This is a genomic window from Myxococcus llanfairpwllgwyngyllgogerychwyrndrobwllllantysiliogogogochensis (assembly GCF_006636215.1).
GTDB classification, from domain to species: Bacteria; Myxococcota; Myxococcia; order Myxococcales; family Myxococcaceae; genus Myxococcus; species Myxococcus llanfairpwllgwyngyllgogerychwyrndrobwllllantysiliogogogochensis.
This window is the reverse complement of record NZ_VIFM01000271.1, coordinates 1-14962: the sequence shown is the minus strand read 5'-3', so window position 1 is coordinate 14962 and position 14962 is coordinate 1. Positions and strand designations below refer to the sequence as shown.

General features: G+C 67.3%; 11 protein-coding genes and 1 pseudogene. 7 read left to right on the top strand and 5 right to left on the bottom strand.

The window, feature by feature from the left end:
- Positions 1-180: 180 nt before the first annotated feature.
- The 5 genes and pseudogenes from fdh to FJV41_RS40570 all read left to right on the top strand — a co-directional run.
- Positions 181-3292 (top strand): annotated as a pseudogene (fdh, locus tag FJV41_RS40590) (formate dehydrogenase); the annotation flags it as partial.
- Positions 3293-3456: 164 nt separating this feature from the next.
- A complete protein-coding gene (locus tag FJV41_RS40585) occupies positions 3457-4254 on the top strand; it encodes a 4Fe-4S dicluster domain-containing protein (RefSeq protein ID WP_141647993.1) in 798 nt (265 codons plus the stop codon).
- Complete coding sequence (gene nrfD / locus FJV41_RS40580; RefSeq protein WP_141647992.1) at positions 4251-5408, top strand: NrfD/PsrC family molybdoenzyme membrane anchor subunit; 1158 nt, start codon at positions 4251-4253, stop codon at positions 5406-5408. The genes FJV41_RS40585 and nrfD overlap by 4 nt, the downstream gene beginning before the upstream one ends.
- A gap of 128 nt (positions 5409-5536) precedes the next feature.
- A complete protein-coding gene (locus tag FJV41_RS40575; RefSeq protein WP_141647991.1) occupies positions 5537-6643 on the top strand; it encodes an isopenicillin N synthase family dioxygenase in 1107 nt (368 codons plus the stop codon).
- 621 nt (positions 6644-7264) lie between these two features.
- Positions 7265-7990: an oxygen-binding di-iron domain-containing protein gene (locus FJV41_RS40570; RefSeq protein WP_246137724.1), complete on the top strand. Its 726-nt coding sequence runs from the start codon at positions 7265-7267 to the stop codon at positions 7988-7990.
- Between the two features lie 54 nt (positions 7991-8044).
- Here the strand turns inward: FJV41_RS40570 and FJV41_RS40565 are convergent, their stop codons facing one another.
- From FJV41_RS40565 to FJV41_RS40555, 3 genes are all read right to left on the bottom strand, one after another.
- Positions 8045-9451, bottom strand: a complete 1407-nt coding sequence (locus tag FJV41_RS40565) for a cytochrome B6 (protein WP_141647989.1) — start codon at positions 9449-9451, stop codon at positions 8045-8047.
- 228 nt (positions 9452-9679) lie between these two features.
- A complete protein-coding gene (locus FJV41_RS40560; RefSeq protein WP_246137723.1) occupies positions 9680-11089 on the bottom strand; it encodes a S28 family serine protease in 1410 nt (469 codons plus the stop codon).
- Positions 11090-11322: 233 nt separating this feature from the next.
- Complete coding sequence (locus FJV41_RS40555; protein WP_174466988.1) at positions 11323-11931, bottom strand: LysE family translocator; 609 nt, start codon at positions 11929-11931, stop codon at positions 11323-11325.
- A gap of 124 nt (positions 11932-12055) precedes the next feature.
- Here FJV41_RS40555 and FJV41_RS40550 point away from each other — a divergent pair, with 124 nt between their 5' ends.
- Both FJV41_RS40550 and FJV41_RS40545 read left to right on the top strand, forming a co-directional pair.
- Positions 12056-12958, top strand: a complete 903-nt coding sequence (locus FJV41_RS40550) for a LysR substrate-binding domain-containing protein (protein WP_141647986.1) — start codon at positions 12056-12058, stop codon at positions 12956-12958.
- 101 nt (positions 12959-13059) lie between these two features.
- On the top strand, positions 13060-13347 hold the full coding sequence (locus FJV41_RS40545; protein WP_141647985.1) for a hypothetical protein: 288 nt from the start codon (positions 13060-13062) through the stop codon (positions 13345-13347).
- A 72-nt stretch (positions 13348-13419) separates the two neighbouring features.
- Here FJV41_RS40545 and FJV41_RS40540 read toward each other — a convergent pair whose 3' ends face one another.
- Positions 13420-13638 carry a hypothetical protein gene (locus tag FJV41_RS40540; RefSeq protein WP_141647984.1) on the bottom strand — a complete coding sequence of 73 codons (219 nt, stop codon included), beginning with the start codon at positions 13636-13638 and terminating at the stop codon, positions 13420-13422.
- Between the two features lie 365 nt (positions 13639-14003).
- Positions 14004-14810: a LytR/AlgR family response regulator transcription factor gene (locus FJV41_RS40535; protein ID WP_174478131.1), complete on the bottom strand. Its 807-nt coding sequence runs from the start codon at positions 14808-14810 to the stop codon at positions 14004-14006.
- Positions 14811-14962 lie beyond the last annotated feature (152 nt).

Below are 14962 nucleotides of genomic sequence, written 5' to 3'. Positions count from 1 at the left end.
CCCCCAGGGTGAGGCCCCGTGCCCCACCCATCCACCACGCGACATCCCGCGACGGGAATCGTCCGGAGCCCGACGACGCCCTCTCACGAACTCCCCGCGAGGCGCTGCGTCGGGCAGCCTCGACCTCCACCATCCTCGGCAAGTCGCGCCACCTCGCGGCCCCGACTCGGGAGGTCCACCGTGGGAGTCCTCGACCTGCTGTTGCGCTGGCCCGTGCTCCGGCAGCTCGCGCGCAAGGACCTCACCGCGCTGGGCGAGACGGCGATGTCCGAGCGCGGCCGGCGGTTGGAGGCGCGCACGGCCCGCGCCGACCGCGTCGTCAAATCCATCTGTCCCTACTGCGCCGTCGGCTGCGGCCAGGATGTCTACGTCAAGGACGAGCGCATCATCGACATCGAAGGGGACACCGACTCGCCCGTGTCACGCGGGCGGCTGTGCCCCAAGGGCTCCGCGACGTTCCAACTTGTCACCGGCACCCACCGCGTCCAGCACGTCCTCTACCGTCGCCCCGGCGGCACCGAGTGGGAGCGCATCCCCCTGGAGCGCGCCATGGACATGGTCGCCGAGCGCGTGAAGCACACGCGCGACGCGACGTGGGAGTCCACCGACGTCAACGGGCTGAGCGTCCAGCGCACGCTGGGCATCGCGCACCTGGGTGGCGCGACGCTCGACAACGAGGAGAACTACCTCATCAAGAAGCTCTTCACTTCGCTGGGAATCGTCCAGGTGGAGAACCAGGCTCGAATATGACATTCGTCCACGGTGCCCGGTCTGGGCATCACGCTCGGGCGTGGCGGGGCCACGACCTTCCAGCAGGACCTGCGGAACTCTGACTGCATTCTCATTCAGGGCTCCAACATGGCCGAGTGTCACCCGGTGGGCTTCCAGTGGGTGATGGAGGCCAAGGCCCGGGGCGCGACCATCATCCATGTCGACCCGCGCTTCACTCGCACGAGCGCGATGGCGAACCAGCACGTTCCCATCCGCGTCGGCTCGGACATCGCGTTCCTGGGCGGACTGGTGCGCTACGTCCTGGAGCACGAGCGCTATTTCAAGGAGTACGTCGCCCACTACACCAACGCCGCCAATCTCGTCCGCGAGGACTTCCAGGACACCGAGGACCTGGACGGCCTCTTCAGCGGCTTCGTGCCCGAGGAGAACAAGTACGACGTCACTTCGTGGGGCTACGAGGGTGTGCAGGGCCCCGCGCCCGCGGCGGGCCACAAGGAGCTGTACGCGGAGCCCGGCGCCGGCGAGGGAGAGCCCCACGCCACGCGGCTCAAGGACGCGGCGAAGGACTTCACGCTCCAGCACCCGCGCTGCGTCTTCCAGGTCCTCCGTCGTCACTTCCAGCGCTACACCCCGGCCATCGTCGCGAAGGTGTGCGGTGTCCCGGAGGAGCAGTTCCTGAAGGTCGCGGAGACGCTCTGCGCCAACTCCGGACGCGAGCGCACCACGGCGTTCTGCTACGCGGTCGGGTGGACGCAGCACTCGGTGGGCGTGCAGTACATCCGCACCGCGACCATCCTCCAGCTCCTCCTGGGCAACATCGGACGGCCTGGTGGCGGCATCCTCGCGCTGAGAGGCCACTCGTCCATCCAGGGCTCCACGGACATCCCCACCCTCTTCAATCTGCTGCCCGGCTACCTGCCGATGCCGAACGCCCAGCCGTCCCCGCACCTGGACGACTACCTGAAGTCCCACACCTCCGGCACGGGCTGGTGGAGCAACTTCCCCAAGTACGTCGTCTCGCTGCTGAAGGCGTGGTTCGGTGACGCGGCGACGCGGGAGAATGAGTACGGCTTCCGCCACCTGCCGCGCCTCACCGGCAACCACTCGCACATGCAGACGGTGGCCGACATGGCCGATGGCCGCGTGCGGGGCTACTTCGTCATGGGCGAAAACCCGGCGGTGGGCTCCATGAACGGAGCGCTCCAGCGCAAGGGACTGCGCCAGCTCGACTGGCTGGTCGTGCGCGACTTCACGCTCATCGAGACGGCGGAGTTCTGGCGCACCGCTCCCGAAATCCAGCGCGGCGACGTGAAGACGGCGGACATCCAGACGGAGGTCTTCTTCTTCCCCGCGGCCGCGCACACGGAGAAGGACGGTTCCTTCACCAACACGCAGCGGATGCTCCAGTGGCATCACGCGGCGGTGGAGCCGCGCGAGGACGTGCGCAGCGAGCTTCACTTCATGTTCCACCTGGGCCGTCGGCTGAAGCGCCTGTATGCCGACTCGCGCGAGACGAAGGACCAGGCCCTCCGTGAACTGACGTGGGACTACCCCACGCGGGGCGCACGGGAAGAGCCTGGCGCGGAGGCCGTCCTCCGGGAGATCAACGGCTACACGCTCCAGGATGGCCGACCCGTGAGCGGCTTCACGGCGTTGAAGGACGACGGGACCACCGCGTGCGGCTGTTGGATCTACTCCGGCGCCTACGCGGAGGGCGTCAACCAATCGGCCCGCCGCAAGCCCGGACACGAGCAGACCTGGGTGGCCCCCGAGTGGGGCTGGGCGTGGCCCGCCAACCGACGCATCCTCTACAACCGCGCGTCAGCGGATCCCCAGGGCCGCCCCTGGAGCGAGCGCAAGAAGTACGTCTGGTGGGACGAAGCCCAGCGACGGTGGACCGGCGAGGACGTGCCGGACTTCCTCGTGGACCTCCCACCAGATTACCGCCCATCTCCAGGCGCATCCGGCGTGGAGGCCCTGGCGGGCGATGACCCGTTCATCATGCAGGCCGACGGCAAGGCGTGGCTCTTCGCGCCGAGCGGGATGATGGATGGTCCGCTACCCGCGCACTACGAGCCCATGGAGTCGCCCGTGAAGAACGCGCTCTATGGGCAGCAGTGCAACCCGACGCGGCTGGAGTGGTCTCGCAAGGGCAACCCCTACCATCGCGCCTGGGGAGATCCTCGCTACCCGTTCATCCTCACCACGTACCGCCTCACGGAGCACCACACGGCGGGAGGCATGAGCCGCTGGCTGTCGTGGCTGAGCGAGCTTCAGCCGGAGCAGTTCTGCGAGGTGTCACCGGAGCTGGCCCGCGAGCGCGGCCTGAGCAACGGAGGCTGGGCGACGCTGCGCACGGCGCGAGGAGACCTGGAGTGCCGGGTGCTCGTCACCGAGCGACTGCGGCCCATGAAGCTCAACGGCACGTCGGTGCATCAGGTGGGCATTCCGTACCACTGGGGCGTGACGGGGCGCATCCGAGGGGACGGCGCGAACGAGCTGCTTCCGCTGGTGGCCGACCCCAACGTGGACATCCAGGAGTCCAAGGCCCTCACCTGCGACGTCGTCGAGGGACGTCAGGCAACAAGGGCCCGAGCCGCCACGGGCACCACCCAGCCCGCCCTGCCCGAAGGACTGACACTCCATCGACGCGACAGTCTCCGCGCGGGCGAGGTCGACCACGCGCCCTGGCAGGAGAAGAAGAAAGACGAGGAGCGATAGCCCATGAGCCGCAAGGGATTCTTCACCGACTCGACGGTGTGTATCGGCTGCAAGGCGTGCGAGGTGGCCTGCAAGCAATGGAACCAGCTCCCCGACGACGGTTTCCACTTCACGGGGATGTCCTATGACCAGACCGGAGACCTGGGCTGCTCGACCTGGCGACACGTGGCCTTCGTGGAGCGACCGGTGCCCCTTCCGGGCCACGACACCGGCGTCGGGGACTTCTCGTGGCTGATGGTCTCCGACGTCTGCAAGCACTGCCAGCGGGCCGGGTGTCTGGAGGCCTGTCCCACGGGCGCCATCGTCCGCACCGGGTTCGACACCGTCTACGTGCAGCCGGATATCTGCAACGGCTGCGGCTACTGCGTGACGGCGTGTCCCTTCGGAGTCATCGACCGGCGTCCGGATGACGGGCGCGCCTGGAAGTGCACGCTCTGCTACGACCGACTGGGTGAGGGCATGACGCCCGCCTGCGCCAAGGCGTGTCCCACCGAGTCCATCGCCTATGGCAACCTGGACGTGCTGCATGAGCGCGCGGAGAACCGGGTCCGCCAACTGCACGAGCAGGGAATCATCAGCGCGTATCTCTACGGCAAGGACGCGGCGAACCAACCGGGGACGGGCGGGCTCAACGCCTTCTTCCTCCTCGTGGACAAGCCGGAGGTCTACAACCTGCCGCCAGACCCCGTGGTCCCGACGATGAAGGCCCGGGAGGCCTGGGGCGCCGTGGCCGTGGGCGCGCTCGGCATGGCCGCGGTGGCCGTGGGCGCGGTGCTGTTCGGTCGCCGGGGCACACCATGAGTTCGTCAGGGAAAGAGGGGCCGTCGTTCCTCGACACGCTCCAGCGGCGGAGCGACGGGCGCAACGTGAACCCTTCGCTGGGGACCCTGCTTGGAGAGGGCGCTCAGCAGCGTGTGACGGACCTGGACGGCGCGAACCCCGCGCGCACGCTGCTGTCGTCGATTCCCTCCCGCTCCGGCGTGGATTCGCCCGATGCGCCCAGCTACCACGGGCTCCCGGTCCTCAAGCAGCCGGTCTGGATTGCCACCGTCCCCGCCTATCTGTTCGTGGGCGGCGTCGCTGGCGCGGCGAGCCTCATGGGCCTGGCCATCGATGTGCTCGGCGAGAAGGCCTTGGATCCGCTCGCGAGGCGGTGCCGTCAGCTGGGCACCGTCGGTGACATCCTGAGCGCGGGCCTGTTGATCGCGGACCTCGGGCGGCCCGAGCGCTTCCTCCACATGCTGCGCGTGTTCCGGCCGACCTCGCCCATGAGCGTGGGCTCCTGGGTGCTCGCGCTGTCGGGAGGACTGAACACCGTGGGGCTGGTGTTGGGACGCTCTCGCGGAGTGCTCGGGGCGGTGGGAAAGGTGTCCGGTTACTCGGCCGCGCTGCTGGGCATGCCGCTCGCGGGCTACACGGCCGTGCTGCTGAACAACACTGCGATACCGCTGTGGCAGGCGACGCGGCGCACCCTGCCCCTGTTCTTCATGGCCTCGGCGACGGCGAGCGCGGGCAGCCTGCTGTCCCTCCTCCCCCACTCACCGAGAGAGGCGGGGGTGCTGCGTCCGTACCGACTCGCGGGCAAGGTGGCGGAGTTGGCCATGGGGTACGCGGTGGAGCGCGACGCCCGACGCGCGCCGGAGGTCGCCCGGCCCCTGGACGAGGGCCTGTCGGGGACGCTGTGGAAGGCCTCTCGCGCCTGCTCCGTGGCGGGCCTGGTGGTGGATGCGCTCCCGGGGCGGCGGCGCTGGAAGCAGGTGGCGGCGGACCTGCTGACCACCGTGGGCGCGGTGACGGCCCGCTTCGCCGTCTTCCACGGGGGCAAGGCCTCCGCCCGGGACCCGCAGGCCACCTTCAGGCCCCAGCGCCGGGGCCACGGCGCCGCCGAGGTGTCTGGCCATGCCATGGCCTCGGACGGCAAGCCGTTCAGCTTCCCCCTGCCCGTGGTGCGCTGAGCGGCGCGGCGGGTGCCCGACTCCGGGAGTGACCTGCCCCTGGGGAGGGACGCAGAATTTGCACCCAGGGAGAGAAGCCCACGAGGCCCTCCCCTTTGGCCGCGAGGAGCGATACACCTGGGGGAACCATGGCCGAGACCTCTTCTCTGAACATCCCGACTGTCGACCTCGCAGACCTCGCCTCGGGAGATGCGCCCCGCATCGAGCGCGCCGCGATGGCGCTGCGCGAGGCATTTGGTGTCTTCGGTCTCGTCTACATCAAGAATCACGGCGTCGACACGCAGGCGCTCCATCGCTACTACGACGCCTTCGCCGCCTTCATCGCGCGCCCCGCCGAGGAGAAGAAGCCCTACGGCCGAGCCGACCTCTGGTACCAGCGCGGCTGGACGCCGCCGAACACCGAGGTCGCCGTCGCCGGCAACGGCCAGCCAGACTTCAAGGAGTGCTACTTCGTCGCGCCCTACCCCAACGACGAGGTGGCGGCGATGGAGTTCCCGGAGCTGTATCCGGAGAACGTGTGGCCCTCGGATGCGCCCGCGTACTTCCAGGAAGGAATCATGACCCTGGGCCGCTCGCTCCACGAGGCGGGCCTCCAGTTGCTGCGCGGCTCGGCCATGGCCCTGGGACTCCCCACGGACACCTTCACGTCCCTCTGCGAGAAGGCCCCGCACATCACCCGCGCGCTCCAGTACCTGTCGCTCAAGCCGGAGCAGGTGAACACGGACATCGTCTGGGGCGAGGAGCACACGGACTTCAACCTCCTCACGCTGCTGCCCGGTGGGCGGTTTCTCGGCCCCGACGGGAAGGCGGCGCCGAGCCCCGACGACAAGAGCGGCCTGTATCTGCGCACGCGCGCGACTCCCGAGGAGCCGCAGGGCCACAAGGTGCGTGGCACCGCGCCCGCGGGCTGCATCGTGGCGCAGGTGGGCCAGCAGTTGGAGATCCTCACGGGAGGCACGTTCCTCGCGACGCCTCACGTCATCACCGCGCCGGGCGTCTCCGGCTGGCAGCGCCAGTCCGCCGCGCACTTCATCCACGTGCACACCAGCAAGGTCCTCTTCCCGCTGGAGAAGTTCCGCACGCCCACGGCGATCCGGAGCTACGCGCCCCCTGTCCTCACGGGCACGTACGACATCAAGACGCTGGTCGACATCGGCCTCGCGCCGCCGCACGCACTCGACAAGCTGGGTTACCGGCACTACGACCGGCTCAACCGCCAGCGTTCGGGTGAGTAGACTTCGCGTCTGTCATTGAGCAATCACAGACAAATCAATCCCTGACTTGATAGCGATTGCTTCAGGGGCGCGGTGTAATCGCGCTCCCGTCGAGAGCGCTTGTCCTGACGGCTCGACGCCCTCGACAGGTCGGCCAGCCTGCGTTCGTTGCCCTGCGAGCATGGGTACAAAAATGCCTGATGTTGCGTTCAGGTAGGCATTGCGCGCAAACCTAGGCCAGAACCCTATGCTGATGGGGTCGGAAATGCCTGAAGACGCGTTCATGTAGGCATGGCCCTCCATTTCGAGCGAGAACCGGTGACGAGTTGGGGCCAGACATCTGTTCAGGTGGGCGTCGCCCCCGATATCACCGGCGGATGCGACAGTTCGCCTGGCCAGAACAGGCCATTGGACTCACTGAACATGGGGACATGTAGGCATTGCCGTTCACTGAGCCGCCTGGGCCTGAATCCGCCATCGCGAGCGCCTCTGAAAAATGAAGGGAGCCTTCGGCACGACAGTGTTCGGGCGGGACAGGACTCATGGACCCGCGTGTGAGCCTGCCGGCCCACGGCATGTGCTTCGCTGCGGCCATCCCCACGGTGGGGTGATTGGACAGGGAGGTATCGGGTGGAGACCCAGGTGACTGAAATCGCGCCGAATATCTATCGGCTGTCCACCTACGTCAGCAGCTCCAACATTCTCTTCAACCAGTTCCTCATCGAGGCCGAGGAGCCATTGCTGTTCCATTTGGGGCCGCGGGCGCTGTTCCCCTCGGTATCGGCCGCGGTACGGCGGGTGCTCCCGCCCGAGCGGCTGCGCTGGCTCACCTTCGGGCATGTCGAGGCAGACGAGTGCGGGGCGATGAACTCCTGGCTGGCCACCGCGCCGCATGCCCAGGTCGCGCATGGGGCACTGGGCTGCCTCGTATCGGTGAACGACCTCGCGGATAGAGCGCCACGCCCGCTCCAGGACGGCGAGGTCCTCGACCTGGGCGGCAAGCGGCTGCGGCGAATCGAGACACCCCACGTGCCGCACGGCTGGGATGCCGGACTGCTCCTCGAGGAGTCGACCGGGACGCTGTTGTGTGGGGACTTGTTCACCGCGCTGGGCGACGCGCCAGCCCTGACGGAACAGGACCTCGTCGGGCCCGCGCTCGCGACCGAGGACCGCGCCCTCGCAACCTGTCTGACTCCCGCGACCGGGCCCACGCTCCGTGCGCTCGCGGCGCTGCGTCCGCGAACGCTCGGCCTCATGCATGGTCCCTCATATGTCGGGGACTGCGCGCAGGCCCTGAACGACCTCGCGGCGGCCTATGACGAGCGGCTCGACGCGGCCGTCGCCCGCATGCGTGGGCCGAGGCATTGACCCGGCCCACCCTTTCGCCACGGCGCTAAGCGCCGATTGCCCCGCACGCGAGCGTCAGAGCACGCGCATGAATGCGACCAGGTCCTTCTTCTCCTGCTCGTTGAGCCGGGTCTCCAGCACGAGGTTGAAGAACTCCACCGTATCCTCCAGCGTCAAGAGCCGCCCATCATGGAGATAGGGCGGAGACTCCTTGATGCCGCGCAGCGGGAACGTCTTGATGGGGCCGTCCGCGCCCATCATCGCGCCGTTCACCAGGCGTGGCTTGTAGAAGCGCTCCGCCCGCAGGTTGTGCATCAGGTTGTCCGTGTAATACGGCGGCGTGTGACACACGGAGCACTGTGCCTTGCCGAAGAAGAGCGTCTGGCCGCGCACCTCCGACTCGCTGGCCTTCTTCGGGTCCAGCTTCCCGTCGAAGCGCAGCTTGGGCGCGGGAGGGAAGTCGAGGAGTGCTTGAACCTCCGCCATGAAGTGCACCTGGCTGCCTCGCTCCAGGATGTTGACGCCCTTCTTCGTGGCGATGACCGGATCTCCGTCGAAGTAGGCGGCGCGCTGCTCGAACTCGGTGAAGTCCTCCACCGTCTTGAGGGCTCGCTGCGAGCCGAACAGCCGCTGGATGTTCACCCCACGGAGGGTCGGCGTCTCGATGCGGTGTCTGAACTCCTGGGGGCGGATGTCTCCCACCAGGTGCGTGGCGCCATTGGAGTGGCCATTGACGTGACAGTCGAAGCACGTCACGCCCCTGCTGGGCAGCTCTGAGCGACGGTCAGCGGTCTGATTGAACTGCTGCTGGGGGAACGGCGTGACGAGCAGCCGGAGTCCCTCCAGTTGCTTCGGATTCAGGAGGCCGTTGAACAGCTCCTGGACATTCATGATCGTCACCAGCTTGCCTTGCGAGACATCCCCCAGGTCCGGGCGCGTGGTGAGGAAGATGGGCGGAGGGAACTCCGGCAGCAGGTGGTCCGGCAGGTCGAAGTCGAGGTCGAACCGCGTGAGGTCCCTGCCCTCCTGCCGCTTGATTTCATCGATGTGGAACTTGGGGAAGAGCATGCCGCCTTCCGGATGATTCGGATGGGGCAGCGGCATGAGGCCCCCGGGGAAGACGCCCTTCTCGCGGACCGCCTCCGGACTCATGGCGGCGAGGGAGGCCCAGGTGACGCCCTGCGGGAGCTTCACCCGGACGCCTTCCTGGACGGCCTTCCCACGAGACATGGTGACGCCCTGGGCAGGGCGGTTTCCCAGGTCATAGCGCTGAGTGAGCAACTGCTGGTGGCGCGCGGTGACCTTGGGCTTCTCCGCCTTCATCCGCGACATGACGTCGGCGAAAGGCTCCGTCTGGTCCACGGGCATATAGCTGGTGAGGCCTCGCCCCGATGTCTCCTGCGCGTCGGCCGCTCCCATGGACATCAGGAGCAACCCCATTCCAGCGACTGTGAGATGCGGACGAATCCAGAACGGCTTCATGTGCGCTCCCTCCGTCTGACATCCAGCGGATTGACGCCCCACCGTCCATGCAAGAGCTATTCGATTTACGCCGCATCCCCCCACATCGCGCGACGAACCGTTGACCAGTTCATTCCAGGCGCACTGTTCTGTCCTGTTGTGTTCCATTGGGCCCCACTCCAAGGCCGGGAATCCAGGCGCGAGGAATGGGGCCCTGGCCCCGTGACGTCAGTCTTCACGTCCCCGGCACTACAGCCGGGAGCGCTCCTCGACCAGGGGCGCGACGTCTCCCGCGGCCTCGGTGGCCAGGCCCTGAGCGCCGACGGCCGGCGGCGTGACGCCCATCCAGGTGTAGAGGCGCGACAAGGCCCGTGTGCGCTCCGCCTCGGGCAGTCGGGTGATGCGTGCATTGGCGTGGTTGGAGTCCGGGACATCGAAGCGGAGGGAATCGTTGCGCTCCCGCACCTCGAAGGCGCCAGCGGACCATGGGTCATTGTCTCCGTAGAGGAACAGCATCCGTTCACCCTCGCGGCGCACCCAGTGCTCCACGCGGCGCATCAAGCCATGGTCGAACCGCTCCTCCACGGGAAAGGACAGGTACGCGGTGGGCACGTCCTCGCGAGGGTAGCGCAGCAGGCGGCGCAGGTGCCTCGTGGGGTAGCCGGTCCAGCCAAGCTCCGTGGCGGACTGGTAGTAGTAGGCCGCGTAGTAATCGAGATCAGCGTCCCCATAGGAACCACTCACGTCGACGACCGCATCGAGGAAGGCGAAGACTGCTTCCGCCGGAGCACCCGGCGCGGGGATGAACTCGCACACCGACGCGTTGGCGTACTGCCAGAAGTAGAAGGGCATCTCGACGACGGCGAATTCGAGGGTCCGATCCAATCCAATCAACTCGAAGGTCGCGCCCGTCGAGGTGGTCAACTCCTCCACGAAGGGGAGCAACTCTTCGCGGCGCGCCAAAGCATCCTGCTGGAAGGCGCGAAGCCGCTCCCGACAGTCTTCGTCCCCGACCTGGTCGAGGAAGCGGACGAAGCGCCCGTCATCCAACCCGTGCATGTTGGGCGCCACGTACGCCACGGTGGCATCCACATCGTCCGGATAGAAGTAGCGGTGGTAGACGGCGGCCATGCCGCCCTTGCTGCCACCCGTGGTGAGCCAATGGCCGGTGTAGAGCGGCTTGAAGGCCTGGATGATGCGGTGGTAGTCGCCGGCGGCCTGCCGGATGTTGAGCAGCGTCCAGTCATTGGAAGCCGGTCGCGAGGGACCGAAGAAGCGGTGCTCCAGCGAAAGCTGGTTGGCACCGAGCAGCGCGGTGGGCTCGTACTGAAACGGTCGTGAGTTCAGTCCGTAGCCACCGGAGTACAGCACCACGGGCGCGGCCACGGAGCGGTGCAGCAGTGTGCCGCGCAGTTGGAACCGCTCCCCGTTGGGGTTGCGATGGTCCGCCAGTTGCTCGAAGTAGAACTGGAAGAAGCGCGTGCCCGGAAAGGGAGAGACCTGCTCGCTCACCACCGTGAGGCCGGGGACGGACAGGAGCCTCGTGTAGATGTCCTCCGAATCCAACCCAGACTTCATCACTCCCGCGGCCTGCACTGACCGCGCGGAGCTGGGGTCGGACTCCTCCACGGACGAGCCACCACATGCTTGCATCAGCATGGCAGCCACCAGCAAACACACACCACGGAAAATGCCAGTGCCTCTTGACGGATTCATTCACGTTCCTTGAGGTGAGAGTGACGCCTCTCGGTTGGAATGAACGCGGTAGGGATGGCCGCCATATCAGCCGCTTATGCTGTTTCCGCTGCCACGGCCATGCATTCACCATGGAGTTGCGGCACATCAAGTCGAGACCGAAGACAATCGTCTGATTCACCACAATCGTCATGACCTTACGCGCCCGATACGAGCAGGACAGCGGACGCAATCAGGAGCCCACCCATCACGGCATCGAACGCGCGACGGAAGGACTCCCGGGCCAGCACTGTCGACATCAACGAGCCCAGGGTGGACCAGAGAAGCAGACACACCACGGGGATGACCGTGAAGAGCACGACGAGCTGAATGAAGGCGACGGCCGCCGAGGCTCCGCTTCGCACCGCCGAGGCCGCCGTCAGCACCGTCACCCAGGACTTCGGATTCAGGAACTGGAGCACGAAAGTACCGATGAAGCCGTCGGATGAAGCGCGTGTAGGAGTGTCGCCGCCGCTGGCGCCTCTACCCAGGCTCCCCGCGATGAGTCGGGCGCCGAGCCAGACAAGGTACAGGCCACCGCAGCGAGTGATGGCTGTTCCCACTCGAGGGTCCGCCGCGAAGGCCACACCGACACTGGTCATCAACAGCGTCAGCAACACCGCCGTGCCGAGCACGACGCCCGCGATGGCTGGCAGCGCCCCCACCACGCCGCCACGCCCGCCTGCCCTCATCACCACCATGTTGTTGGGCCCCGGGGTGATGGCCGACACGGCGACCAGACCGGCCACGCCCATCAGCGCGTCCATGTCGTTCCTCCATCTGGCCTGTAACAGGGACCATTCCAGGTCGCGCCGACGTATCCGTTCATGCGCTGAAAGTAACGGCCCAGGGTGTTCTGAAGGTGGCGATGAATGGTCTAGATTCCAGACCATGAAGGAGCTTCCACTCAACGCGCTCCGCGCCTTCGCGGTCGTCTACGCCAGCGGTGGGGTGCGGGCGGCGGCGCGCGAGCTGGGCATCGCGCACTCCGCCGTCAGCCGGCATCTGGCGGAGCTCGATGCCTGGCTCGGCGTGCCCATCATCCATCCACCGGCCGGACGGCGAGGCCTCACCTTCACGCCACAGGGCGAGGCACTGGGGCGGGCCACCCTCTCCGGGCTCCGTGAAATCGCGCGGGCCGTCGCCTCGATTCGTGAGACGCGCTCCGAGGGCTCGGTGACGATCTCCACCACACCTTCCTTCGCGGCACGGTGGCTCCTGCCGCGCTTGCCCGCCCTCGAGGAAGCGCATCCCCACATCGAAGTGTCCGTGGTCGTGGACTCGCGGATCATCGACCTGGGCACTGGTGAGGCCGACCTCGCGATTCGGATGGGCCGTGGCCCCTGGCGGGATGTCGACTGCGAGCCCTTGATGGAAGACTCGCTCTATCCGGTCATGAGCCCGGCGCTCTGGAAGAAGTCTGGCCGCCCGGACAAGCCTGGCGGCCTCACGCGCCTGCGCCTCCTCCATGACCGGGACCCGGAGACCCCGTGGGAGCGCTGGAAGGCGGCCCATGGCCCCGCCTCGCTCGACGTTCACGGTGGCCCTCGATTCGCTTCATCGGATCTGGTGCTGCGAGCGGCCCTGTTGGGACAAGGCGTCGCCCTGGCGCGCCATCAACTCGCGGCCGATGACGTGGCCTCCGGAGCACTCCTCCGCCCGCTGGGTGACCTGAGCGTGGAGCTCGGCACCGCGTACTGGGTCGTGCTCCCCAAGTACTCACAGGTCAAGCCCGCGACCAGGACCGTGGCGGACTGGCTCAAGGATCAGGCATCCCTCTCACCCGTTGGCTGACCTCAAGAGGCCATGAGGGGCTCACCATCGAATCTGCCCCTCGTGGGTGCTTTTGCCTTGCAACGGGGAGAATGGATAGACTCAAGCCCCAGGAGGTGGACATGACACTGATGCTCCAAGCCGCCGTAGTGCTGGCTGTCGTGTTGTCGCTCCTGGGAGCCGGCTGGGCTGTCGTTCTCGGTTACCGCTTCGCGAAGGCACGTCGAGAGGCGGCCGCGGCAGCGGCCATCGACATCTATGGAAGCAGCCTGATCGACCTCACGGGCTTTCGCGGCTGGCTGGCGGATCTGGTCGATGGCAACACCAGCGACGGCTGCGCCTCCGGCTCGGAGCATTCGTCCGACATGTGCGCGGACACGTCCGACTCAGGCGCTCAGTCCACGGACTGACAAGTCCAGCGAAACGTCTCTCGTCACAGGGCTCGGGCAAGCCACGCGCTCGCCCGAGCCGGACCAACCCCGCTACTGGCAGTTCGCGGGCTCCTTGCAGGAGTACGTGACACTCATCGCCGCTTCGTATCCGTCGGCGGGGTTCGAGCCAACGCGCCTGCAGTCCAGTTCCTCCTCCAAGACATTGCAGGCGCCCGACGGGCAGGTCGTATTCATCCGGACCTCGAGCGCATCCCGCGCGCTCATGAAGGCAATCTGGCAGCGCACCCCACGCGCGACCTTGGAGCTCACGTGCCGAACCGCGCCGCAGGTACACGCTTGCGGGCAGTAGGTCCGCCGGTCATCACACTGGACCCAACCACCGCTATCCGTCCCCGAGGAACAGACGTCTTGCGTGGAGGTGCAAGAGATGGACGTCCCATTGGCGCACAGCTGCGAAATGTTACAGCTCAACTCCCCTTCCGAACTTTCCAGGACAGCGTCCTCCTGGACCGGAGTGCCCGCGCCACAGGCAGCCAGGGCGACGAAGGACAGGATCACCCCACCACGCGACAGCCAGCTCGATTGTATTTGCATCCATGTGACGCTAGCCACTTGGATGTCCGGCGTTCCATCGTGGATATCCACGACATACGAGCCCACGGTGCCCGTGCGGGTCAGAATGACTGACGCAGCAGGGCCTCCACCGCCGGCTTCCGCCCCGGGCTCAGTCGCAGTCGCGTGCCATCCCGCAGCACCACGACCCAGCCCTTGTCCACGTCGGGCTCCAGTTCGCGGATGCGGTTCACATTGACCAGCGTGGAGCGGTGCACGCGGACGAAACACTTGGGGTCCAGCAGTTGCTCCACGCGGTTGAGCGTCTCGCGCAGCATGGGACTGCGTCCTCCCGAGTGCAGCACCACGTAGTTGCCCTCCGCCTCGCACCAGTCCAGCTCCGCGACGGGCAGGAGCAGCACCTTGCCGTCCGTCTTCACCGCGATGCGCTCCAGGAAGGGCGCATCCGACGGACCCGCCTCCACGCCAGCAGGGGCCGGTGTCCGGTACGTCTCCAGCAGCGAGGACAGTCGCTCCAGCAGCGCCCTGTCTCGCCCCGTGGCCCGCTGCCTGCGAGCCCGCTCCAGCGCCTCCTGGAAACGCCCGTCACTGAAGGGCTTGAGCAGATAGTCGAGCGCATTCGCCTCGAACGCCCGCACCGCGTAGCGGTCGAACGCCGTCACGAAGATGACGGGCGGCATCCGCTCCGGCCCCACCTCGTGCAGCACCTCGAAGCCGTCCACCTCCGGCATCTGCACGTCCAGGAAGACCAGGTCCGGGCGGTCGCGGAGAATCGCCTCCACCGCCTCCTGGCCTCCCTCGCACTCCCGGATGGACGTGACGTCGGGCGCCCGCGCGAGCAGGTGCCTCACGTTGTCCCGCGCCAGCGGCTCGTCATCCACCACCAGCACTCGCCAGCCACCTTCCACGATTGCCCCCTCACGCATTCAAAACCACGAACGGCAGCTCCACGCGGGCAATCACGCCCCCACCCGGCGCATCCTCCAGCGTCAGGCCATACCGCTCGCCATAGAGCTGCTGGATGCGCGCCCGGGTGTTCGCCACGCCAATCCCCGTGCCC